Raw genomic sequence first — 23,243 nt, 5'->3', positions numbered from 1 at the left:
CGTCCGAAAGCCCTCAGTCCTCGTCCTCGGCGAGGCGCAGATGCTCGTCCGCAACGGCCGCCAGCACCGCCGGCGAGATAGCGGCCGCGGCACGCAGCGGAACACTCCAGTCCCCCAGCCGGAACGCCTCCGCGATCAGCGGAACGGCAATCGGCGGCGGCGCCTCGAGCGCGATGACCGCCAGTGCCTCCGCCTGCTGCTCCGCCTTGGGGATCAGCCGGGCCAGCACCTCGGCTCTCGCGAGCTCACCTGCCTTCACAAACGCCTCGATCAGCGGCCGGACGACGGCATGCCGGATCGAGGGGTCCAGAAGGTCCGACGCGGCAAGCGCCTCCGCTCGATCAAGGTGGCCTCCCTCGACGAAGACCGCCACCACTTCGGCCAGCGCAGGCGCATGGTGGATCGTCCTGCGGATCAGGCCGACCAGCAACTCCGCATGATCATTGTCCCCGGACTCGGCCGCCACCACTGCGAGGTGGGCCAGCACTCTCATCCGGATCGGCCGGTCGGGGATGCTCATGGCGAGTCCGTGAGCGCGCACCTGCTCGCCTGCCTCGGCGGCCAGAAGGGCGAGATCGGCCTGGGCAGCACTGAGCACATCGGGGTCCACGATCTCCTTGATCAAGGCGTCGACCCGCCGGGTATCCCCCCGCCGAGCGGCAACCTGCGCGAGGACACCGAAGCCCCGGCAACGTTGCGGGGATCCGCCGATACCGCCAACCCGGGCCACAGCCGTGTCGAACTCTCCGGCCTGGGCAAGCACCTTCGCCAATCGGATCGCGGCCAGTTTCCGTTGCTCCTCGCCGACGATGAGGCCGATGATGTTCTCCGCACGATCGATCTCGCCTGCTTCGGCGACAGCAGCAGCGACCGCGGCCAGGGCGTCCTCCCGCCGGTCAGCGGTCTCTAGGGAGTAGACACCCCGATGCCGCCCTGCCACACCGTCCAACATCGGCTTGATTTTCGCCGTCCTGATGCCCCAGCTCCGCCGAGTGTCGTAGCGGCCCTCGTCCGCCGAGCGGTCCCGCAATCGGGCTTCATCGACCAAGCCGGCAAGGGAGTCGGCACGCGACGAGTCACCGACTTCGATCAGCTCGGTGCTCAGGGATGCCAGCCTGCGGGTGTCACGGCGCCAGTTCCGCATGGAGCGAGCAGCACCCTCGACTTCGAGCAGGACCGCGCGGGCCGCACCCTGATCGGCGGCTGCCGTTGCCGTCATCGCGATGTCGACGAGCACGGCCAAGCGCCTCTCGGCCTGCGGAATCCCCTTGGCGGTGACGAGAGCCTCGCCGAAATCGCCCAGAGCCGCGGCCGCACGCGCCACCGCAGCCCCGGCCCGAGCCCGCGCCAAGTCATACCGGCGCACGCTGCCAATCGATGTCGCCGCCGTCTTGGCCTCGGCAATCAGGCGCTCGGCAACGGCTTGCATGCCGCACCGGCCGACGCTGACGGCGAGATCAGCGAGTTCGGCCGCCTCGTCGGCAGGACTGGACGCGGGGATCATGCCACGGGCGCGAGTCAGCTCACCGGCGACGGCGAACGTCCTCGTCACCAGCGGCCGCACCATCATGGGGTGCTCCTGAGCGGCGGCCAGCTGCTCGACCTCGCCGGCGAGCGACACCGCCATCCCCGCCTGACCGGCGTGTGCCAGCACCTCTGCCAGCGATGCCAGCGTCATTAAGCGGAGCAGGTCGTCGTCGACCTGCTCCCGGACAACCCCTAGGGCGCCCTCGGCATCTCCGGCAGAGACCAAGGCGGAGGCCACGTCGATGATGGCGTGGTGGCGCCATTTCGCCTCGGGGACCGATTGCGCCAGAGCGACGACGCGCTCGACGAACGCGACGGTCCTGGCGTGATCACCCGTCGATCCGACCGCTTTCGCCACGGCGCCCAGCGCGCGTCCCTTCCGATAGGGTTCCGTCAACCTTTCGGCGATCTCCTCCGCCAGAGCCGGGGCGTGCGGTGCGATGGCGACAACGATCCGTTGCACCGCCAGTCCCCGCATCTCCGGATCTCCGATCGAGTCGGCGACCCGCAGTGCCCTGGCATGGTCACCGGCGACCGCCGTAGCCCTGGCGACCTCGATCAGCGCCCTCCCCCGGACGGACGGGTCGGGGATCGAATCGGCCAGCGCCTCGGCGCGTCCGTACTCTCCGAGCAGCGCCCATGCGCCCGGAAGCTTGACCGGGAAATTGGAGCTGCGTTCGGTGAGCCGGCTGTGGTGGACGGCCAGCCGGCCGAGCGCAGCGACATCCGGCTCCGGCGAGGTCACCACGATGTCCATCGCCTCGGCGATCTCCTGCATGGCCTCGGCGTCGCTGCCGGTCACCGCGAGCATCCGGTCATGGCGGAACCGGTCGGCGGCATCCGCCACAAGGTGCGACAAATCCTTGATTCCGTGCAACATCTGGGCGTACGGCCGTAGCAGATATTCGGGTGTTTCCGCAGGCCAACGCCGTACCCGATAGTCCTCCGCCCAGCGCGCCAGCCGATCCCGCCGCTCAGCCAGGTCGGCCGGGTCGAGCCGGCGTTTGACGAACTCGGCCAGCTGCTCGTGCCCGAGGGCATAACCGTGCCGCCCGGCGGCCGGACTCCACCGGCTCGGCACGGATCGGACCGAACGCCCGGCCGCGGTGGTGAGGTAACCGGCGACCTCGTCGGCCGGCAGCCCCGCCAGCGCCGCCAGGTCCGCCGCGCTCAGGCCGCCGCCCGCGACCGCGAGCAGACCGAGCAGATCCCGTCCGGCCGGATGCCCGCGGAGCAGCTCGTCCAGCTCCCGCTGCATGTCCTGTTCCGCTGCGGCCGCCTGCGGCGACCTCTCCAGCGTCCGGACGGTCAGCGGGTCCAGCAGCGGATGACCGTCGCGCAGGTGGCCCCGGAGAGCGGGAGTCGGCCGGCTCGCGACGACGACGCGCATCCCGGCCGGTGGAGCGGCCGGAAGCAGGGCCACCACGCTGTGCCCGCCGGAGGTCAGGGTGAGCGCGAAGTCCTCGTCCAGCCCGTCCACGAGCAGGATCAGCCGCTGTCCCGCGTCCCGGCAGCTCCGGGCCGCCCGGGCCAGCAGGTCCGCGAAGATCAGGTCCTGGTTGTGGAGCGTCCCCTGCGGCCGGGCTTCCTCGAGCAGCGCGGCGAGCTGTTCGATCACCGCGTCCAGGAACGCGTGGCGATCGTTCTGGTACGCCTGCCGGGCCGTGACGAAGAACGAGACGATCCGCACCCCAGGCGGCGGATTCAGCGCGAACCACGCCATCAGCGCGGACTTGCCCGCCCAGGCGGAGGCCTGCCACCAGACGTACGGTGCCGCCTGCGCCGCCGTGCAGAACGCCGCCATCTCCGCCAGTTCCCGTTCGCGTCCCACCAGCTCGGCGGGTGCGAAGTCCGGGATCCGCAGATGGTAGGTGGGCGTCGCGACCGGCTGCGACACGACGTTGACCGGCCCGTACACCACACCGCTGTTCGCGAACCCGCCGCCGCTGGCCGTGGCGGCACCGGTGCGGTCGGCCCGTACTCTCATGCAACAGTCCTACCAGGATGGTCGTACCTCCGAAATCCTGGCCGGGCCGCCGGCGGCCCCTACCATCGGGGCATGCCGTTCCAGATCGCCGTCTGCGGGCCGCGCGACTGCACCGAGGCCGAGGCCGCGCTCGCGCGCCGGGTCGGTGAGCTGATCGCCGAGCGGGGTGCGGTGGTGATCTGCGGCGGCGGGAGCGGTGTGATGGCCGCCGTGGCCGCCGGCGCCCGCTCCCGCGGCGGGCTGGTGATCGGGGTACGGCCCGGTGACAGCGCGGCGGACGCCTCACCCGACCTGTCGGCCACGATCGTCACCAACCTCGGCGAGGCGCGCAACACCGTGATCGTGTGGAGCGCCGACGCGGTGATCAGCGTCGGCGGCTCCTGGGGCACGCTCAGCGAGGTCGCGCTGGCGAAGCACCGCGGCGGGATCCCGGTGCTGTCCCTGCGCGGCTGGCGGGTCACCACGGCGGACGGCAGCGCCGTACCGGGGATCCGGCACGTCTCCACCCCCGAGGAAGCAGTCGAGTACGCCATCGCGGGCCACGCTTGACAACATGCAGTCGCCCGACTGCATAATGCAGCTCATGGACAGGGTGTTCCGCGCGCTCGCCGACCCGACACGCCGCCGGCTGCTCGACAGCCTGCGCGCCGAGGACGGCCAGACCCTGGGTCGCCTGTGCGGCCGGCTGGACATGACACGGCAGACGGTGACACAGCACCTGACCGTGTTGCAGGACGCCGGCCTGATCACCGTCGTCCGGCGCGGCCGGGAAAAATGGCACTACCTCAACCCGGTGCCCATCCACGAGGTGCAGCAACGCTGGATCGCCCCGTTCGAGGAGCCGAGGCTACGGGTCCTCGACGACATCCGCCGCCACGCAGAGGAGCCCCGCATGCCCGAGACCAAACCCACCTTCGTGTACGTGACATACATCCACGCCACCCCCCAGCGCGTGTGGGAGGCCCTCACCGACGCCGACCTGACCGGCCGATACTGGGGACACAGCAACATCTCCGACTGGCAGCCCGGCTCGCCGTGGGAACACCGCCGCACCGACGACTCCGGCATCGCCGACGGCGGCGGCGTGGTGCTCGAGGCCACCCCGCCGACCAAGCTCGTGATGGCGTTCGGGGAGGCGGGCTCACCGGCCACACCCGAATCGTCCACGGTGACCTTCCTGATCGAACCGCACCACGACATCGTCCGGCTCACCGTCACCCACGAGAACCTGGCAACCCCCGACGACGTGGAAGCCGTCGCCGCCGGCTGGCCCGCCGTGCTGGCGAACCTGAAATCCTTGCTGGAAACGGGCGACGTGCTGCCGCAGGCACCCTGGGAGATGCACGCCGACCTGCGCGAGAAGCAGATGAACAGGCACTGACGCCCGCGCCAGCCCCCTGATCACCGGCCTACATCCCGCCCCCACCAGCCGACGGCCCCGGCCCGTCTTGAGGCCGGCCGCTGGGCCCACCCGCGCTTCGGCAACACTCACCACCCCGCCGCGCCCGCCAACACCAGTTCCAGCTGTCACTCACGGTCGCCCCCACCGCGCTACGACAGCCCCGAACGACAGCCACCCCCACCCGGCTGTCACCCATGGTCGCCCCCACCGCGCTAGCACAGCCCTGAGCGACAGCCGCCCCGCCCAGCTGTCACCCACGGTCGCCCCCACCGCATTACGACAGCCCTGAGCGACAGCCGCCGCCCAGCTGTCACCCACGGTCGCCCCGACTTCGCTACGACAGCCCTGAGCGACAGCCGCCCCGCCCAGCTGTCACCCACGGTCGCCCCCACCGCATTACGACAGCCCTGAGCGACAGCCGCCGCCCAGCTGTCACCCACGGTCGTCCCCACCGCATTGCGACAGCCCTGAGTGACAGCCGCCGCCCAGCTGTCACCCACGGTCGCCCCAACCCCGGCGTAGCAGCCCTGAGCGACAGCCGGCCCCACCCAGCTGTCACCCACGGTCGCCCCGACCTCGCTGCGGCAGCCATGAGTGACAGCCAAGCCCGCGACCGGTCGGGCCGCTGCACCGGCAGGCGACAGGAACAGGCACCCGGGCGGTGCAGGCCGGGGCCGGGGACGGGGCCGGGCTACGCCAGGCCGGCTTCTTTTGCGAGGATCGCGGCCTGCACCCGGGATGCGCAGCCCAGCTTGCCCAGGACCCGGGACACGTGGGTCTTCGCGGTGGCCTCGCTTATCGCCAGTTCCGCGGCCAGGTCGGCGTTGGACAGGCCGCGGCCCAGGGCGACCAGCACGTCGCGTTCCCGCAGGGTGAGTGATTCCAGTGCGGCCGGTAGCGGCGTGGGCGCCGGCGGCTGGGTGGCGGCGAACGCGGTGAGCAGGCGGCGGGTCACTTCGGGGGCCAGGAAGCCGTCGCCGGCCGCTACCCGGCGGACAGCGTCTATCAGGGCGGCCGGTTCCACCGATTTCAGCAGGAAACCGGCGGCGCCGGCACGCAGGGCGCCGAACAGGTAGTCGTCGAAGTCGAACGTGGTGAGCATCAGCACGTCGCTCACCCCGGCCGCGGTGATCTCGCGGGTGGCGCTGATGCCGTCGGTGCCGGGCATCCGGATGTCCATCAGCACCACGTCGGGCCGCAGGGCGGCGGCTTGGCGGATCGCGACCGCGCCGTCGGCGGCCTCGCCGACCACGGTGATGTCGTCGGCCTGTTCCAGCATCAGCCGCATCCCGGCCCGGATCGCGGCATGATCATCGGCGAGCAGAACCCGGATCACGCCGCGCCCCGGCAAGCCGCCCGGGCGCCGACCACACCGCAAACCCAGCGAAACAACAGAGCGCCGAACACACCGCAACCCCAACGAAACAACAGAACGCCGAACACACCGTAAACCGGGTGGAGCGGCAGGGCGCGGGTCATGCCGGGGTCCGCAGGGGGAGCTCCGCCCGTACGCGGAAATGGTCCCCCTCCGGCCCGGCCGTGAGCGAACCCCCCAGCAACGCCGAACGCTCGCGCAGCGAGATGAGGCCGGTGCCCGCACTGAGGGCCGCATGGTCGTCCGCGGGCGGGCGGGTCAGGGTGTTCGTGACGGTCACGGTGACGGTGTCGCCGAGCGGCTGGACTTCGAGGTGTACGTCGGAGCCGGGTGCGTGTTTGCCCGCGTTGGTCAGCGCTTCCCGGACGATCCGGTGCACGGCGTGTGAGACGGCCGCGGAGATGCCGGGGACCTCGTGGAGGCGGGTGGTGATGCGCAGGTCGCCGGCTGCGGAGGTGACCAGGTCGGGCAGGCGGTCGAGGCCGCCGGGCAGGGTGGGGTCGGCGAGTGCCGGGTCGTCGGCGCGCAGCACCATGATCATGGAGCGCATCTCCTCCAGGGCGGCGAGGCTGCTGGTGCGGACCTCGCCCAGGGTGGCGCGGTCGCGGTCGGTGTCGGGCGGGCGGGCCAGGGCGGCGCCGGAGTGGATGGCGGTGGTGGTGAGGTGTGCGGCGATGACGTCGTGCAGGTCGCGGGCCATCGCGGCGCGTTCGGCGAGGACGGCTTCGCGGGCGGTGCGTTCGGCATCGAGCAGGCCGATCTGGCGCTGCTGGCGGATGTTCGCGGCCCACCACAGCGGCACGAACAGCAGCGTGGTCAGTTGCAGGGCGAGGAACGCGCCGATCCGGATTTCGCCCGCGGCCAGGCCGCCGACCACGCTGATGGTGCCGATCAGGACGAAGACGGTGGTGGTCACGGCGGTGCGGGCGCGGGCGGAGGCGTGCAGGCCGACCGAGAAGATCAGGTCGAAGAGGACCAGGACCATCCCGATGCTGCCGCCGAAGGCGAGGTCGGCGGCGGTCAGCGCGGCGCCGGCGGTGACCGCGACGATCGGGTGGCGGCGTTTGCCGACCATGACCAGGCAGCCGGCGGCGAGCAGCGCGGTGTGCCACCACATCGGCGCGCCGCGGAGGGCGCCGAGTTGCGGGGTGCCCCAGATGTCGGTCAGTCCGACCAGGTTGCAGAACAGTCCGGCGGCGAACGTCGCGGCGGCGGTGACGACGTCCTTCGAGCTCACGTTCCCCATCTCATCATGGATGCGGGGGCCGGGCGTACGCAGAAAGATGTACGTCCCGGGTCCTCCTTCGACCGACGCGCCGCGGTGGGTGGCGGCCGCAGGGTGGGTGCATGGATTTCGCGCTGCTCAGGTCGCTGGTGGTTCTGGCGCTCGTCGATTCGACGAGCTTCGGGACGCTGCTCATCCCCATCTGGCTTCTGCTGCATCCCGGCCCGGTGCGGCCCGGGCGCATTTTGATCTTCTTGGGTACGGTCGCCGCCTTCTACTTCGGCATCGGGGTGGCCGTCGCGCTCGGCGCCGACGCGTTCCTCCCGCAGATCACCCGGGTTCTGGACACCCGCCCGGCGATGTGGACGCAGCTGGTCGCCGGGGTCGCGCTGTTTTTCTGGAGTTTCCGCCTGGAGCGCCGGCAGAAGCGGAGCCCGGGTGGTGGCGGCCGGCTGCTGCGCTGGCGGGAACGGGCCCTGTCCGCGGACCGCGGCGCTGGCGGGCTCGCCGCGCTGGCCTTGGCGGCGGCCGCCGCCGAGGTGACGACGATGCTGCCGTACCTGGGTGCGATCGGTCTGCTGACCACCGCCGCGCTGCCCGCCGGCCAGGTCGCGATGATCATGGCGGGTTACTGCCTCGTCATGATCGTCCCGGCGTTGCTGCTGCTGGTGGCGCGACTGACGGCTGGGCAGTGGGTGACCAAGCCGCTGACCCGGATCAGTGACTGGATGGCGAACAGCAACACGCTCTCCTGGATCGTCGGCATCGTGGGATTCCTGCTCGCCCGGGACGCCGCCGTCCGGCTGGGCCTGCTCGGCGGCTGACCGCCGCACACCTCGGGCAGGCCGGCTCCGCCGGACGACACCGCGGCGAGCTGGGAGGACGTACAGCCACTAGGGTGTCGCCATGCGATTTCATAAATGTCTGGCCGGGGTGGCGGCACTCACCGTCACCCTGACCGGCCTGGCCGGTCTCGGGGGGCCGGCGAGTGCGGCACCTCCGGCAGCCAAAGCCGCAGTGGTCACGAAGGCGCCACTTACCGTTGCCAAGAAGGTCAAATACGTCTTTCCCGTGAAAGCGTCGAAGGTATCCGTTCCCAAGACGCATTCCGGATATCCGGCCACCGACATCTTCGCCGCCTGCGGCAAGAAGTTCCGCGCCACCACGAGTGGCGTGGTGCTCGAGGTGAGCCGGAAGGACAAGTACGTCAAGGGCAAGCCGGACGGCCCGAACAACGGCGGCAAGTTCGTCTCCATTCTCGGTGACGACGGCGTCCGCTACTACGGCTCGCACCTCAGCACGGTGCAGGCCGGCATCAAGAAGGGCGTCCGGGTCAAGGCCGGCCAGACGCTCGGCCGGGTCGGCAAGACGGGCAACGCCAGCAACGTCTGCCACGTGCACTACGGCATCTCGCCGCCGTGCAAGAAGACCGGTGACTGGAAGGTCCGCCGGGGTGTGGTGTGGCCTGCGAAGTACCTCACGTCGTGGCGCAAGGGCGGGCAGAAGAGCCCGGCCGCCGCCGTCAAGGCATGGAAGAAGAAGCACAACTGCAAGGCCTGATCGCAGCGAGTTCGTGGCCGTTCCGCCATTGCGGAACGGCCACGATTCGTTTATGTGACATCGCGCGCAATTGGAATCCCATGAGAAACACCTGAGAAACACCTGCTGATTAGCGTCGCCGCCTAGTTGATCATTCAACTCCTGTTCCTAGGAGAACTGCGTGAAAATAGGCGGATTACTGCTCTCGGCGGTCCTCACCGCCGCGATCCCGGTGGGCATCGCCGCCCCGGCCACCGCGGCACCGGCAGCACCGACGACCGAGACCGCACTTCCCGACCCGACCGCCCGTGGCCCGTACGGTCACCAGGTCATCCAGGAGGCCAAGTTCGGCCTCGCCACGATCCAGGAACCGAACTCGGACGGTGGCGCGCCCACGGCCGGCACCGCCGCCGCGCCCGAGCAGGTCGAGATCCGCGGCCAGCTCTACACACCGGACTACTCGCTGCGCACGACGCCGTCGCCGCTGATCGTCCTGGTGCACGGCAACCACGGCTCCTGCGACTCCGGCCAGAACTCGGCCGGACTCACCTGTGCGCAGTTCAAGCACAACGAGAGCGGTTACGCCTACCTCGCCGAGAACCTCGCGACCTGGGGATACACCACGTTCTCCCTCTCGCAGGACCAGCTCATGATGCGGCAGGACAACGCCAAGGGCAAAGGCATGCACAACCGGCGGATGCTGCTGGCCGCCGCCCTGGACGCGATAAGCGCGTCCAACTCCACCGCCGGCCTGCCGGTCGACGAGCACACCACGATCGGCACCGCGCTCTCCGGGCACCTCGACATGACCCGGATCGGCCTGATGGGCCACTCGCGCGGCGGTGACGCGGTCACCAACTTCATCGACTACAACCGCATCCGCACCGACGGGCCGAGCTACCCGATCAAGGGTGTCATCTCGCTCGCGGCCACCGACTACGAGCGCAAGGCCCCGTACGGGATGCCGTTCATGTCGATCCTGCCGATGTGCGACGGCGACGTGTCGAACCTGATGGGCGCCCGGCAGTTCGAGCGCGGCCAGACGATCAACTCGACGAACCCGTACCCGATGATCCAGGTGGAGCACCTCGGTGCGATCCACAACTGGTACAACACCGTCTGGTACGCCGACGGCGGCGCGGACGGCCAGTCCAACAACGACGCGGCCTGCGGCAACTCGGCGCCGTTCGCGACGAACAACATCCACCCGAACAACCTGCGGCTGTCCGGTGCGGCGAGTTCCACGGTGGACGCACTGAACTACAAGATCGACAACTCGGACCCGCTGAACCCCGAGGTCAACACGAAGATCTCCGGTGACCCGGAGCGGATGGGCGACCAGGAGAAGCTCGGCCTCGCGACCATGGCCGCGTTCTTCCGGCGCTACATCGGCGGCGAGGGCGCATTCGACCCGTACATGACCGGTGAGCTGGCGAACACCGCCACCGGGCTGCAGGTCCCGGCCAGTGCCTGCCCGACCAGCGAGTCCGGCACCCGGATCCCGTGCAACGAGCGGGTCAACACCAGCTACTTCGCCGGCGACGACGTCCGGATGGACGTGATCCGTCCCGAGGTGGAGAACCCGCTCACGCTCAACGCGCTCGGCGGCGCCCTGTCCGGCAGCGGCTTCGCGAACCCGTACGCCCAAGCCGCCGGCGTGCCTGCCAAGCCGGCGGCGACCCCCGGCGGCTACGACTGGTGCAACCCGGAGCCGGACCACTTCGCGCCCGCCCAGCTCGGCAAGACCGGCCTGCCCACCGCCGTCAAGCAGTGCCCGCTGCCCGCGGCCACCGCGCTCGGCGGCCAGAACGGCATCCGTGAGAACGCGCCGGTCAACCACTCCTACGGCCGCCAACTCACCCTGGCCTGGGAGTCCGACGCCACGGCGAAGCTGACCGCGCAGATCCCGGCCGACACCCGCAACATGTCCGACCTGGAGTCGCTGGCGCTGAGCGCCGCGGTCAACTTCTTCGACACCCGCAACCCGGGCGCCGACAACCGGGGCGACAACACCCGGGACACCACGGTGAACGGCACCCCGGCGAGCCCGGCGTGGCCGAACGAGAAGCCCACCTCCTACGACCCGGCGTCGACCACCCAGAACTTCGTGATCGCCCTGCGCGACACGAACAACCGGGAGGGCGTCGTCGAGGCCGGCGACCCGCGCTGGGGCAACGCCCTGCACATGTCGACAGGCACGAACACCCCGAACACGCACATCGTCCTGGACCAGATCCGGGTGCCGCTGAACGAGTTCGCCGCGCAGGGCGTCAACATCAGCTCGCTGGCCTCGGTGGAGTTCCGCTTCGGCGAGGGCGGCCTGCCGAAGTCCGGTTCGATCCAGATGGCGGACGTGCGGTTCCAGGAGAGTGCGTACGGCGCGCAGGTCCAGTCGGACGGCGTCGCCAAGGCGGACGGCGCCGGGCACGGCGGGTACGCCACCGGCGCGCCCCTGGAGAAGGACGACGCCACCCCCGGCAACGTCTGGACCGTCGACGACGACCGCAAGCAGGCCCCGAACGCCCCGTTCACCTCGATCCAGGCGGCCGTCGAAGCGGCAGCACCGTGGGACACCATCCTGGTGCAGGACGGCGTCTACGAGGAGTCGTCGACACCGTTGAACCACAACTCCAACCCGGTGCAGTCCGGCGCGAAGAACGGCCTGACCATCACCAAGCCGCTCACCATCAAGGGCACCGGCGCCGACAAGGTCACCATCAAGCCGGCCCCGTCGCTCGGTGACCTCGCCGGCACCCAGCCCTACCTGCGGGACGGCGGCGGCAACGTGATCACCGTGTCCCGCCAGTCGCTCGGCTCGACCGACACCAACGAGATGTTCGTCGACATCTCCGGCGTCACCGTCACCTCCGGCGACACCTGGGTGGAGGCCGGCATCGCGTACTTCGGCGCCGCCGGCCGCGTCGCGAACAGCGTCGTCGGCCCGCTGCGCACGGCCACGACCGCGGCCGAGACCACCGCGCATCCGCACGGCTGGGGCATCGTCAAGACCGGGATCATCCAGGGTACGGGTACCGGCACCGTGGAGAGCGAACTGACCGTGACGGGCACCCTGGTCAAGGGCTTCCAGTCCGGCGGCATCCTGTTCGACGGCACCCGCGGCCGCGACGGCGCACCGGAGAACCTGGTCCGCAGCGGCATCCGCTACCACGGGTACGTCGCCGGCACCGTCGTGGACGGCCCCGGCACCGGGGTGAAGTTCACCGGCGGCACCGACGGGTACGTCACCGGCAGCCGGATCTCCGGTCTCGCGCTCGCCGACTCCGGCCCCGTCAAGGTCACCGGCAACGTCCTCGGCGGCGTGGTCAACACCGACGCGGCCGGCACCACGGCCCGCACCGACGCCCCGGTCACGGTGTCCGGCAGCTACCTCACCGGCCCGGTCTCCGCCGGCGGCTCGGTCGTCCTGGAGAAGCCACTCAAGTCGGCCCCGAAGTCGGTGCCGACCGGCGCCGGCCAGGTCACCGACGCCAAGCCGACGGCCGTGGTCGCCTCGCCCGGCCGCGACCAGCAGGTCACGGTCGGCCGGACGGTACGGCCGCTGATCCGGGCCGCCGACGACTTCGGGGTCACCTCGGTCACCCTGCTGGTCGACGGTGCCGCGGTGGAGACGAGCAGCGCGTCGCCGTACGCCTTCGCCTGGAAGCCGGCCGCCGCGCACGCCGGCAAGAAGGTCGCGCTCCAGGGCCTGGTCACCGACTCGGCGGGCAACACCCGGCTGTCGGAGAAGCTGACCGTCTCGGTTCTGCCGCTGCCCGTGCTCACGGTCGGCAAGGTGGAGACCAACGCCACGGCGGGCACCGCGACCGTCACGGCCGCGGTGAACGTGGCCGGCAAGGTCGCCCTCGACAGCGACCAGGTGGCCTACGTCAGCCGGACCGTGAGCAAGGCGGGCGGCGTCACGCTGGCCGTCACGCCCACGGCGGAGTCGAGCAAGGCGCTGGCCAGGGCCGGCACGCTGGAGGTGTCCGCGACCGTCACGTTCGAGGACACCGCGGGCCAGAAGGTCAGCGTCCCGATCACGCTCACCCTCACCCTCACCAAGAAGAAGTAGCCCGTACCAAGAGGAAGTAGTGGAAGGGCCCTCCCGCGTGGGGGGCCCTTCGCACGTCACCCGGTGATCGCGCGGCGGCGGGTCAGCAGGCCCTGGGAGACCGCGACGCCGAGCAGCACGACGAGCGCACCCACCGGCTGGTTCCAGTGCAGTTCCTCGCGCAGGATCGTCACGCCGACCACCGTCGCGACCACCGGCATCAGATAGGTGACCGAACTGGACGCGGTCACCCCGGCCACCCGGATCACGTGGAAGTTCAGCACGAACGCCAGCCCGGTCCCCAGCGCACCCAGCGCCAGCACACTGAGGATCACCTGCGTGGACAGACCGGCCGGGTTCGGCGGCGCACCCGCGAGCAGCGGCGCCGCCACGGCGAGCTGAGCGAGAGCGACGAGCAGCTGAGCGGCGGCGAGGGAGACGCCGCTGCCGGTGCGACCGGCGACGAACCTCTTCTGGTACGGGATGGCGACGGCGTAACACATCGCCGCGGCGAAGCACAGGAGCTGCCCGGTCAGCTGGGAACCGCCGACACCGCGCCACACCCCGAGCACCACCATCACCCCGGCGAAGCCCAGCCCGATGCCGGCGGCCCGGTTGACCGTCATCCGCTCGGCCCGGAACACCAGCACCGCCAGGGGCAGCGCGACGAGCGGCGTCGCGGCGTTCCAGATGCCGGCCAGCACCGACGAGACCCGCTGCTCGCCGTACCCGAACAGGGTGAACGGCAGCACCACCCCGACCAGCGCGATCACCACGAGATGGCCCCACAACCGGGCGTCGCGCGGCAATCGGTCGCGGGTCACGGCGAGCACCACGAGCAGCGTCAGCGCACCGGCGGCGACCCGGCCGAAGGTGAGCCAGATCGGATGCAGTTCCCGCACCCCGACCTTGATGAGCAGGAAGCTGGTACCCCAGATCACGGCGAGTGCCAGGAAGGCCGGCAGCCACCGCCGGAGTTCGGCCGGGGCCTTCGTGTCAGGACCGGAAAGCGTAGTCACCCCTGACACTCTGCCTCAGGACCGGCCGGTTCCGCTCCTCAGTTTCCGTGGAGCACGTCGTACAGATATCGTCCCGCCTGCTCGGTGGCCGTCCTGGCCGCTTCCATGTCGCCCAGCGCGTCCACCATCACGAAGTCGTGGATCACACCCTCGTGGCGCACCGTGCGCACCGGGACGCCGGCCGCCCGCAGGTCCGCCGCGTACCCCTCTCCCTGCTCCCGCAACACGTCCGCCTCGGCCACCACGACCAGCGCCGGCGGCAGGCCGCGGAACCGGCCGTCGGCGTCCGGCCGGACCACCTCGGAGGCCGGGGCCGTCCCGGCGACCGGAGCGGCCTCGGCGATCGGGGCGGCCTCGGCGATCGGGGCGGGCGACTGCCGGGCCGGCACCGACCAGATGCCGGACTGCCGCCTGATCCAGTGCTCGGTGGCCCGGCGGTGGTAGGAGACCGTGTCGAAGGCGGACGAGCCCGCGTACGTGCTGCTGATCATCGGATAGAGCAGCACCTGGGCCGTCACCAGTCTCTTCGCCGGCACCGTGACCGCGACCGTGAGGGCCGCGCCCGCCGAGTCACCGGCCACCGCGATCCGGCCCCGGTCCAGGTCGAGCCCGCCCGCGTTCGCGACCACCCAGTCGAGGGCGCCGCGGCACTCCCGCACCGCCGCCGAGAACCGGTTCTCCGGCGAATGCCGGTAGTCCACGAAGACGGCGGCCGCCCGGGCGCGCACGGCGAGCTCCCGCATCAGCCGGTCGTAGCCGGCGTCGTCACCGAAGATCCAGCCGGCGCCGTGCGTGAACAGCACCACCGGCAGCCTGCCGCCGGCATCGGCCGGGCGGGTCACCCGGACGCGGGTGCCGCCCGGGACGGTGAGGTCGTCGACGGTGACGTCCGGCGCCCGCCCCGGGCGGATCCCGACGTCGCCGGCACTGGTCAGGTGCTGTCGATAGCGCGGAGTCATACCGTGTGATCCTCGCGGCCCGGCGCAACCGTGCCATCCGTCAATCGACTGTCCGACCGCCCGCCGCTGCCCATCACGCGCCTCCTCCGGCCGCCCGCCGCTGCCCCTCACGCGCCTCCCCCGCAGCCCGCCACTGCCCGTCACGCGCCTGCCCCGGGTGCCACCTGACAGGGTCGGCGCGGGTCGCGTCGGCTACCGTGCGTGCTCGTGATGCGTTCCCGTCTCCTGCCCGCCGCCCTGCTCTGTGCCGGCCTCCTGACCCTCGCCGCCTGCAGCGACACCCCGGCCGAACCGTCCGCCACCCCCGCCGCCGGCACATCCGCGGGCACGTCCGCGGCGGCCGGCGCACCCGTGGCCATCGGCGACGCGGAGCTGTGCCGCACGGTCGACACGGCCGGCAAGGCCATGAAGACCGGCATCACCGAGTCGCAGCAGTCCCAGGGCGGCGTCCTGCCCGCCGACGCGAAACGGCACTTCACCAAGTTCCACACCACTGTCGGCGAGGCGCTGACCTCGGCGTCCGCGAGCCCGGTGACGACGGCGGCGCAGGCACTCTCCGACGAGATCGGCGTGGCGGCGGACTCCGGCGACCCGGTCGGTACCGCCGCCGGCGCCGACTTCGAGGGCCTGAGCCGGACCATGACCACGGTCTGCGCGGCCGCCGGAGTGGAGATCGACTTCTGAGCCGATAAACTGCCGGGGTGCGGGAGACAGTGACATATGTCGACATGGCAACCCCCGGCCAGCTGGTCCCGGCCGCACCCGTGCCGGGTCTGACCCTGGAACCGCTGGACCGCTCCTCCCCCTGGGTGATCGACCTCCAGGTCCGGATCGGCGCCCCGCACGGCTGGAAGTGCGCCACCCGGACCCCGGAGCAGTGGGCGACCTGGGCGGCCGAGCACCCGGACCGCCTGTTCTGGCTGCTGTCCTATGAGGGCACCCCGGCCGGCCTGGTCGCCTACGACCTGCACCCGCAGTCGGCCGGCGGCGCCGAGGTGGAGATCGAGACGTTCGGGCTGGTGCCGGAGTTCGTCGGGCGAGGGCTGGGCGGTCACGCGCTGACGCTCGCGCTCCGGCAGGCGTGGGAACTGACGGCCGGCGTCTCCCGGATCTGGTTGCACACGTCCTCGGCCGACCACCCGAACGCCCTGCCCAACTATCATCGGCGGGGGCTGCGGACCTTCCGGACCGAGGAGCGTACGCGGGACTGAAGGAGTCCGGCGCTGATCGACCGGGCAGCGTGCCGTCTGCGAGGATCATGGGATGAGCGAGAAACCGGTGATCATTGACGTCGACGGGCAGCTGGGCCACGTCACGCTCAACCGGCCGGCCGCGATCAACGCACTCACCCCGGAGATGGTCGCGATCGTCGCGAGCGCCCTCCAGGACTGGCGGACCGCTGATCAGATTCGGACCGTACTCATCACGGGAGCCGGTCCCCGCGGGCTCTGCGCGGGCGGCGACATCCGTGCCATCCACGCCGACGCCGTTTCCGGCGGCACCGGCTCGCTGGACTTCTGGGCGGCGGAGTACCGCCTGAACGCGACAATCGCGGCGTACCCCAAACCGATCGTCGCCTGGATGGACGGCCTGGTGATGGGCGGCGGCATCGGGATCTCCGCACACGCCTCGGTGCGCGTGGTGACCGAACGGTCCCGGCTGGCGATGCCCGAGGTCGGCATCGGTTTCCACCCGGACGTGGGCGGCTCGTGGCTGCTGTCGCACGCGCCGGGGCAGCTGGGCACGCATCTCGCGCTCACCGGGACGCCGATCGGCGCGGCCGACGGCATCGCGGCAGGCCTGGCCGACCATTTCGTGCCCGCCGGCCGCCTGCCCGACCTGATCGAGGCATTGACCCGGACCGGCGCCGTGGACGCGGTGCGGTCCCTCGCCGGCGAGCCGCCGCCCGGCGACCTCGCCGCCGCCCGGGAATGGATCGACAGCTGCTACGCCGCCCCGACCGTCGGCGAGATCGTGTCCCGGCTCGCCGCGCACCCGTCCCCGGCCGCGCAGGCCGCCGCCAAGGAGATCGCCACGAAGTCACCGACGTCCCTGGTGGCGACGCTGCGCTCGATCCGCGTCGCCGCCGGCCTGCCCGACCTGGCGGCGGCGCTGGAGCGCGAGTACCGGCTGTCCGCCGCGATGCTGCGCCTGCCGGACCTGGCCGAGGGCATCCGCGCCCAGATCATCGACAAGGACCGCCGCCCACGCTGGCAGCCGCCAACCCTGGCGGAGGTCCCGGCGGACGTGCTGGCGCCCGATTCATAAGGATGGCCGAATTCGTCCGGGGCCGCCGGGCATCAGGGACGGCCGGGCGTCAGGGACGGCCGGGCGTCAGGGACGGCCGGGCGTCAGGCGCCGGTGGCCATCCGGATCAGCGCGTTGCCGCCCAGCAGCAGCACGTCCGCGCCGGCCACCAGCGCCATGCTGAGATTCAGGTGCCGGGCCGCCTGTTCCGGCCCGTCGGCCGCGGCGAACCCGCGTACCGCGAAGAAGATCGCCGCCAGCACCAGCGGGATCCCGCCGATCAGCAGCAGACCCACCTGCCCGGGCGTCTTCCCGTCGATCACCAGCAGCGTCACCAGGACCGCCGGGACGATCCCGAAGAACACGACGGCGAGTCCCGCGTACCACCGCAGCGGCCCCAGTGAGTTGGTCACCGCCGGATCTTAGCCACCGGACCGTGCTCAGGTGCCGAGCAGGTCCTGGAGCCGGGCGCTCAGCTCGCCGGTCACCGAGTCCCGGCGGCGCTGCGCCTCGGCGCGCAGGGCCTCGATGCGTTCCAGTGCGGCCGCCCGCCGGGCCGGCAGCTCGGCGAGCCGCTCGGCGTGCCGGTGCCGTGCGTCGGCGACGATGGTGGAGGCCTGCAGCTCGGCCTCGCTGACCAGCAGCGCCGCCTCGGTGGCCGCCTTGTCGCGGACCTCGCCCGTCTCCTGGCGCACCTCGGCGAGGTACTGCTCGGCGGTCCGCTCCGCCAGCTTCATCACCTGCGGGTTGGCCGGCGGCAGCGCGGCCCGCAACTCGGCTTCGAGTGCGCGCAGCCGCTCCTCGGCACGGATCTTCTCGGCTTCCATCCGGCGCAGCTCGCCGCGCATCTGCCCGCCCGCGTCGGGCTGCCGCAGCCGCTCGTGCAGAGCCTTGTTCTCCGCCTCCAGGCGGCGCATCTCGGCGGCCACTGTGGTCAGGAAGGCGTCGACCTCACCGTCGTGGTAGCCACGGGTGCCGGGTCGGGGCTGCCGGAAGACGACGGTGTCGACATCGTCCGCGGACAGCGGCACGGACTGCAGAGGTGATGTCATTCCCCGCTTCCTCCGGCCGGCTCCGGCGCACGTTCCCACAGCTCACGGGCGCGCGCTGGAAAGAAGTACACGTGAGGTCACCTCCAAAGTCAACACCGTGTGTCGAGACGGGAACCCGACAGTGACGGCTGGCCACGCAGGAGTTCCCCGACATCGGGTGCCCTAATCGGTCAGGACGGGGAGGCGTACGCGTACCCGGAAGCCCCCGTCCCCGGTCGGTCCGGACTCGAAGGTGCCGTGCAGGATGTCGGCGCGTTCCTGGAGGCCGACCAGCCCCTGCCGGGCACCGGGCAGCGGCAGCGACGGCCGGGACGGCCTGCTGTTGGTGACGGTGACGCCGACGTGGTTGCCGTCCTGCCACAGCTCCACGGTGGCCGAGGCGCCGGGGGCGTGCTTGCGGACGTTGGTGAGTGCTTCCTGAACCGTCCGGTAGAGGGCTCGTTGCGCGGGCGTGCCGACCGGCAGCACCGCGTCGCCGCGCAGCTCCACCTCGATGCCGCTGGACGCGATCAGGGTACGCAGGTCGGCGAGCGTCGGTTGCGGGGTGAGCTGGGTGGTGTCGTCACCGGCCGAGCGCAGCAGCGTGACCATGGTGCGCAGCTCGTCGAGGGTGCCGACGCTCAGCGAACGGATGGTGCGGGCCGCCTCGCGGGTCTGCGCGTCGGCGGCCGCCACCTGCAGAGCCCCGGCCTGCACCGCGATCAGGCTGACCTGGTGCGACACCACGTCGTGCATCTCCCGGGCCAGCTGGGCGCGTTCCTGGGCGAGGATGGCCTGGGCGTGCAGGACGCGTTCGTGCTCCTTGACGTCCTCGATCTCGACGAGCCGCCGCGCCAGGTCGTGCCGGGCCTGGACGAGCTGGCCGAGCAGCACCGGGAACGCCGAGTAGGCGAGCGTGTAACCGAAGTAGATCAGGGTGCCGCCGACCCCGCCGGGGTCGTCGTCCAGCGGGGAGGGCACCGCCCCGGCGACCGCGGAGATCAGCACGGTGGCGGCGAGCAGCCGCCGGTCCCGGGTGCGGGCGGCGAGGGTGTAGAGGGCGGCGAACGGCGCGACCACGGCACCCTGCACCAGCGCGGCCGGCAGGGTGAGCAGGACGACGGCGACGGGGTACCGGCGGCGCAGTGCCAGCGCCCCGCAGCCCAGCACGGCGGCCGCCACCCCGAGCGGCCTGCCGGTCAGCGGGTTGAACCAGATGTCCAGACCGGCCAGGACGACCAGCACCGCGTCCACCACCGGCGCCGGGACCCGTCGCCGCAGGCCGCGCCACCGGCCGCCGGTCACCGCTCGTCCTGCCCGGCGTCGAGCAGCCCGGCCCGCTGGGCGAGCAGCGCCGCCTGCACCCGGCCGGAGACGCGCAGCTTGGTGAGCAGCGCGCTGACGTGGTCCTTGACGGTGCCGGTGCTCAGGTGCAGCCGGATCCCGATGTCGGCGTTGGACAGACCTCGGGCCAGCAGGACGAGCACGTCGCGCTCACGCCCGGTGAGCCGGTCCACCCGGCCGGCCTCCTGGTCGTCGGCCGCGGCCCGGGGCAGGCTGCGCAGCAGGGTCCGGGAGGCTTTCGGCGACATCACCACGCCACCGGCGGCGAGGGTACGCACGAGTTGCGCGAGGTGTTCCGGTTCGGTGTCCTTGAGCAGGAATCCGGCGGCGCCCCGGTGCAGGGCGGCCAGCACGTACTCGTCGGCGTCGAAGGTGGTAAGCATCGCCACCGTGGGCGGGGCCTCGAGGGTCCGCAGCCGGCCGAGCACGGTGAGCCCGTCGACGTCCGGCATCCGGATGTCGAGCAGCACGATGTCGGGCCGGTGCTCCCGGACGGCGGCGAGCGCGCCCGCCCCGGTCGCGGTCGCGACGACCTCGATGTCGGCCGCCGCATTGAGGATCATCGCGAAACCGGACCGCACCAGGGCCTCGTCGTCGACCACCACCACCCGGATCACACCGCACCGCCCGCTCGTCGCCGTTCACCGCCGATCCGTATCGAAGCCCGCCCGGTGCCGCGACTCACTCCGCCGCCCGGCTGGTTCACCCCCGCCGCCGGTCCGCTCCGTCACCCGCCGGACGCCGGCCCCCGGCCGAGCCGGCCTCCCCACGAGACGGCCCGGGCGAGCCGGCCGCCGGCCGGCGGGGTGGTGCGGACGGGCCGGCGGGCAGCCGGACCGTGAACGTGGTCCGGGCCCCGCCGGACTCGCTGACCGTCAGCGTGCCGCCATGCAGCTCGACGACGGTCCGGGCGACGGTCAGCCCGAGGCCGTGCCCCGGTACGCCGCTGTGCCGCACCGCCTCCCCGCGGAACAGCATGTCGAAGACGTCGGCCCGTTCGTGCGCCGGGATCCCGGCCCCGATGTTGGAGACCGACAGCACCGCCGCGCGCTCCTCGGCGCGCACGTCGACACCTACCGCGTAGCCAGCGGCCGACCAGGTCAGCGCGTTGTTGAGCAGTTCGTCGAGCACCTGCCGCAGCCGCCGCGGGTCGCCGTCGACGAGAACCGCACCGAACGCGGTCACCTCGACGCCGCGCCGCCCCGTCGCCGCGTCCCGGGCCAGGGCGGCCAGATCCACCGTGGTCCGGTCGAGGTCGATGTGCCCGGCGCGCATGCCTGCCACGTCGAGCAGCCGCATCACCAGGCCGCGCAGGTTCGCGGTGTTGCGCCGCATCACCTCGACGGCCTCGCGCTGGTCGGCGTCGAGACCGGGGTCGCAGAGCATCAGGTCGGCGTAGGCCTGGACGGCGGTGAGCGGCGTCCGCAGCTCGTGCCCGGCCAGGGCGACGTACTCGTCGCGGGCCCGGTCGAGTTCGGCGGCGAGCCGTTCGGCGCGGCGGCGTTCCAGGAACTCGCCGAGCCGCGCCCCGATCCCGGTGATGATCGCGGCACGCTGGTCGTACGCCACATCCTCGGTGTCGCTGTAGCAGACGAGCACGCCGAGCGGGTCCGGGCCGGTGGGCACGGGAATCGCCAGTGCCGTGCCGGTGTCCGGGTCGGTGACCCAGAGGGGCTCGGCGGCCTGCCAGGCCCGGCCGGGGACGCCCTGGCCGGCCGGAACCAGGTCGGCGGCTGCGCAGCACCGGTCGCCGGCCGTGGCGGACCAGCAGGCTTCCCGGTGCAGCGCCCCGGTGACCGCGTCCAGGGTCCAGAACTCGGTGACTGCCCACCCCATCGACGAGCCGACGATCTCGAGGACCCGGTTCAGCACCTCGCCGGTCGGCCGGTGACCGCCGATCAGGCGCGACACCTCCAGTTCGCTCTCCTGAATCCGGACCAGGGACTGGAGGCGGCGCCGCGCGAAGACCTCGATCTCCATCTGCCGGTGCAGCTCGGCGCCGTCCTGCCGGTCCAGCACGTACGCCGTGACGTCCTCAACCCGATGCATGATCATCGTCACCCTGCCCTGGTCGTCGTGGACGGGGGCGTTGACGGGCGCCCAGTAGCGGATCTCGAAGCCACCGCCGGGCAGCGGGATGTCGTACTTCTGGATCGCCATGACGTCGGGGACGCCGGTGCGCAGGACCCGGTGCAGGGAGGCCCGCAGGGTGCTCACCCCGTCGGCGGCCAGGTCACCGGGGTTGTCGGGGAAGGCGTCGAACACGTGGCGTCCGAGGAGGTCGTCGCGGTCCCGCCTGGTGGCGGCCAGGTAATGATCGCTGACCTCGACGATCGTCAGGTCGGTATCGAGCACGAGGAGCCCGGTCGGCACACTGCGGAACAGCAACCGGTAGTCCACTCCCATACCAGGACATATTAGGTGCAGCTGCGCTACCGATTCTGCCGTTCCAGGCCACGGCGGATCAGGGCCCGCGCCGCCGGCACGGTCAGCGCCCGGATCATCAGGTCGTTCATCCAGACGTGGAAGCGGTTCGGCGGCACGTACTGCCGCATGCCGCGCCGGGCGAGAGCCTGCCGTTTCGTCACGGCCGGGCGCAGGCCGGCCTCCCACGCGGCGAGCGCTGCCGGCACGTCGTCGCCGTGCCGGGACAGCGCCTCGCCGAGCCGGTCCGCGCCGGCCAGCGCCAGGCCCGCACCGTGCCCGGCGAACAGGGTGACGCACCAGGCCGCGTCCCCGAGCAGTACCGCCCGGCCGTCGCTCCACCGGGGCAGGACGACCTGACTGACCCGGTCGAGGTAGGCGTCCGGGCCCATCCCGTCGATCGTCGCGCCGAACGCCTCCAGGTCGCCGAAGACCGACCGCACCGAGGCCTCGGGGCCCTCGGAGCGCCACGTGAAGAACGCCGACGACCGGTCCGGGCCCAGGTTGAGCTTCGCCGCGGTGCGGCCCGGCCCGATGAACGTGGTGGCCGCCGACTCCGCCGGACCGGTGATCGGGAAGGCCGCCACCCGGTACGGGAACTCCACCTCGAACCCGTCGCCGAACAGTGCCGCCCGGGTCGCCGAGTGCACCCCGTCCGCGCCGACGAGCAGCTCGGCCTCTTCGGTGGTGCCGTCGCTGAGCTTCACCCGTACGCCGGTGGGGGTCTGCTCGATGGTCGTGATCGTGGTCGCGAAGCGGAACCGGGCGCTCTCGCGCACGGCCTCGTGCAGCACCGTCTCGAGGTCACCGCGGAACAACGCCAGGAACCGGTCGCCGACCAGGCCCGGCGGCACGGTGAACTTCGGCCGCCCGTCGGCCCGGATCAGAGTCGTGGTGAAGTCGCCGAGCGCCCGCGCGGCAAGCGCCGGGAGCAGCCCGAGCCGTTCCGCGGCGTCGTAGCCGGGCCCGTTGAGATTGATCAGGTAACCACTGCTGCGCCGCCCCGGCGCCCGCTCCAGCACCGTCGTCCGCCAGCCGTCACGCCCCAGCCGCAGCGCGGTGGCCAGCCCCGCGATGCCCGCGCCCACGATTATCGCTCGCTTCATGCCGCCA

Annotated in this window: 19 protein-coding genes; 8 read left to right on the top strand and 11 right to left on the bottom strand. The window is 71.9% G+C overall.

The window, feature by feature from the left end; genetic code table 11:
• Window positions 1-13: 13 nt before the first annotated feature.
• Complete coding sequence (locus tag LPA41_RS11260) at window positions 14-3,145, bottom strand: hypothetical protein (RefSeq protein WP_229070051.1); 3,132 nt, start codon at window positions 3,143-3,145, stop codon at window positions 14-16.
• Between the two features lie 441 nt (window positions 3,146-3,586).
• Here LPA41_RS11260 and LPA41_RS11255 point away from each other — a divergent pair, with 441 nt between their 5' ends.
• Both LPA41_RS11255 and LPA41_RS11250 read left to right on the top strand, forming a co-directional pair.
• Window positions 3,587-4,063, top strand: coding sequence for a TIGR00725 family protein (locus LPA41_RS11255; RefSeq protein WP_229070050.1), 477 nt, complete (start codon window positions 3,587-3,589; stop codon window positions 4,061-4,063).
• Between the two features lie 34 nt (window positions 4,064-4,097).
• Complete coding sequence (locus LPA41_RS11250; RefSeq protein WP_229070049.1) at window positions 4,098-4,895, top strand: metalloregulator ArsR/SmtB family transcription factor; 798 nt, start codon at window positions 4,098-4,100, stop codon at window positions 4,893-4,895.
• A 712-nt stretch (window positions 4,896-5,607) separates the two neighbouring features.
• Here LPA41_RS11250 and LPA41_RS11245 read toward each other — a convergent pair.
• Together LPA41_RS11245 and LPA41_RS42940 are read right to left on the bottom strand one after the other, a co-directional pair.
• Window positions 5,608-6,204, bottom strand: coding sequence for a response regulator transcription factor (locus LPA41_RS11245; protein ID WP_229070180.1), 597 nt, complete (start codon window positions 6,202-6,204; stop codon window positions 5,608-5,610).
• Window positions 6,205-6,391: 187 nt separating this feature from the next.
• Entirely contained in the window at window positions 6,392-7,528 is a 1,137-nt protein-coding gene (locus LPA41_RS42940) for a histidine kinase (RefSeq protein WP_229070048.1), read from the bottom strand.
• A 110-nt stretch (window positions 7,529-7,638) separates the two neighbouring features.
• Here LPA41_RS42940 and LPA41_RS11235 point away from each other — a divergent pair, with 110 nt between their 5' ends.
• The 3 genes from LPA41_RS11235 (at window position 7,639) to LPA41_RS11225 (ending at window position 13,127) form a co-directional block, all read left to right on the top strand.
• Window positions 7,639-8,340 carry a GAP family protein gene (locus LPA41_RS11235; RefSeq protein WP_229070047.1) on the top strand — a complete coding sequence of 234 codons (702 nt, stop codon included), beginning with the start codon at window positions 7,639-7,641 and terminating at the stop codon, window positions 8,338-8,340.
• Between the two features lie 82 nt (window positions 8,341-8,422).
• Complete coding sequence (locus tag LPA41_RS11230; RefSeq protein WP_229070046.1) at window positions 8,423-9,076, top strand: M23 family metallopeptidase; 654 nt, start codon at window positions 8,423-8,425, stop codon at window positions 9,074-9,076.
• Window positions 9,077-9,236: 160 nt separating this feature from the next.
• Complete coding sequence (locus LPA41_RS11225) at window positions 9,237-13,127, top strand: Ig-like domain-containing protein (RefSeq protein ID WP_229070045.1); 3,891 nt, start codon at window positions 9,237-9,239, stop codon at window positions 13,125-13,127.
• 56 nt (window positions 13,128-13,183) lie between these two features.
• Here the strand turns inward: LPA41_RS11225 and LPA41_RS11220 are convergent, their stop codons facing one another.
• A complete protein-coding gene (locus LPA41_RS11220) occupies window positions 13,184-14,125 on the bottom strand; it encodes a DMT family transporter (protein ID WP_229070044.1) in 942 nt (313 codons plus the stop codon).
• 38 nt (window positions 14,126-14,163) lie between these two features.
• The gene (locus LPA41_RS11215) at window positions 14,164-15,084 is read right to left on the bottom strand and encodes an alpha/beta hydrolase fold domain-containing protein (RefSeq protein WP_229070043.1); all 921 of its coding nucleotides are present in this window, start codon (window positions 15,082-15,084) and stop codon (window positions 14,164-14,166) included.
• A 207-nt stretch (window positions 15,085-15,291) separates the two neighbouring features.
• Here LPA41_RS11215 and LPA41_RS11210 point away from each other — a divergent pair, with 207 nt between their 5' ends.
• Genes LPA41_RS11210 through LPA41_RS11200 form a run of 3 tightly spaced genes read left to right on the top strand, consistent with a single transcriptional unit; the run spans window position 15,292 to window position 17,352 of the window.
• On the top strand, window positions 15,292-15,768 hold the full coding sequence (locus tag LPA41_RS11210; protein ID WP_229070042.1) for a hypothetical protein: 477 nt from the start codon (window positions 15,292-15,294) through the stop codon (window positions 15,766-15,768).
• A 17-nt stretch (window positions 15,769-15,785) separates the two neighbouring features.
• Window positions 15,786-16,295: a GNAT family N-acetyltransferase gene (locus LPA41_RS11205; RefSeq protein ID WP_229070041.1), complete on the top strand. Its 510-nt coding sequence runs from the start codon at window positions 15,786-15,788 to the stop codon at window positions 16,293-16,295.
• A 52-nt stretch (window positions 16,296-16,347) separates the two neighbouring features.
• Complete coding sequence (locus LPA41_RS11200) at window positions 16,348-17,352, top strand: enoyl-CoA hydratase/isomerase family protein (RefSeq protein WP_229070040.1); 1,005 nt, start codon at window positions 16,348-16,350, stop codon at window positions 17,350-17,352.
• Window positions 17,353-17,435: 83 nt separating this feature from the next.
• Here the strand turns inward: LPA41_RS11200 and LPA41_RS11195 are convergent, their stop codons facing one another.
• The 6 genes from LPA41_RS11195 to LPA41_RS11170 form a co-directional block, all read right to left on the bottom strand.
• Entirely contained in the window at window positions 17,436-17,744 is a 309-nt protein-coding gene (locus tag LPA41_RS11195) for a hypothetical protein (protein ID WP_229070039.1), read from the bottom strand.
• A gap of 27 nt (window positions 17,745-17,771) precedes the next feature.
• Window positions 17,772-18,383, bottom strand: coding sequence for a DivIVA domain-containing protein (locus LPA41_RS11190; protein WP_229070038.1), 612 nt, complete (start codon window positions 18,381-18,383; stop codon window positions 17,772-17,774).
• A gap of 162 nt (window positions 18,384-18,545) precedes the next feature.
• Window positions 18,546-19,667, bottom strand: a complete 1,122-nt coding sequence (locus tag LPA41_RS11185; protein ID WP_229070037.1) for a histidine kinase — start codon at window positions 19,665-19,667, stop codon at window positions 18,546-18,548.
• Complete coding sequence (locus LPA41_RS42935; RefSeq protein ID WP_229070036.1) at window positions 19,664-20,323, bottom strand: response regulator transcription factor; 660 nt, start codon at window positions 20,321-20,323, stop codon at window positions 19,664-19,666. The genes LPA41_RS11185 and LPA41_RS42935 overlap by 4 nt, the downstream gene beginning before the upstream one ends.
• A gap of 85 nt (window positions 20,324-20,408) precedes the next feature.
• The gene (locus LPA41_RS11175; protein ID WP_229070035.1) at window positions 20,409-22,112 is read right to left on the bottom strand and encodes an ATP-binding protein; all 1,704 of its coding nucleotides are present in this window, start codon (window positions 22,110-22,112) and stop codon (window positions 20,409-20,411) included.
• Between the two features lie 26 nt (window positions 22,113-22,138).
• Window positions 22,139-23,236 carry an FAD-dependent oxidoreductase gene (locus LPA41_RS11170; protein WP_229070034.1) on the bottom strand — a complete coding sequence of 366 codons (1,098 nt, stop codon included), beginning with the start codon at window positions 23,234-23,236 and terminating at the stop codon, window positions 22,139-22,141.
• Window positions 23,237-23,243 lie beyond the last annotated feature (7 nt).

The sequence above is a fragment of the Actinoplanes sp. DH11 genome (assembly GCF_020873875.1).
In the GTDB taxonomy this organism is placed as follows: Bacteria; Actinomycetota; Actinomycetes; order Mycobacteriales; family Micromonosporaceae; genus Actinoplanes.
This window is presented reverse-complemented; position numbering and strand designations above follow the sequence as displayed.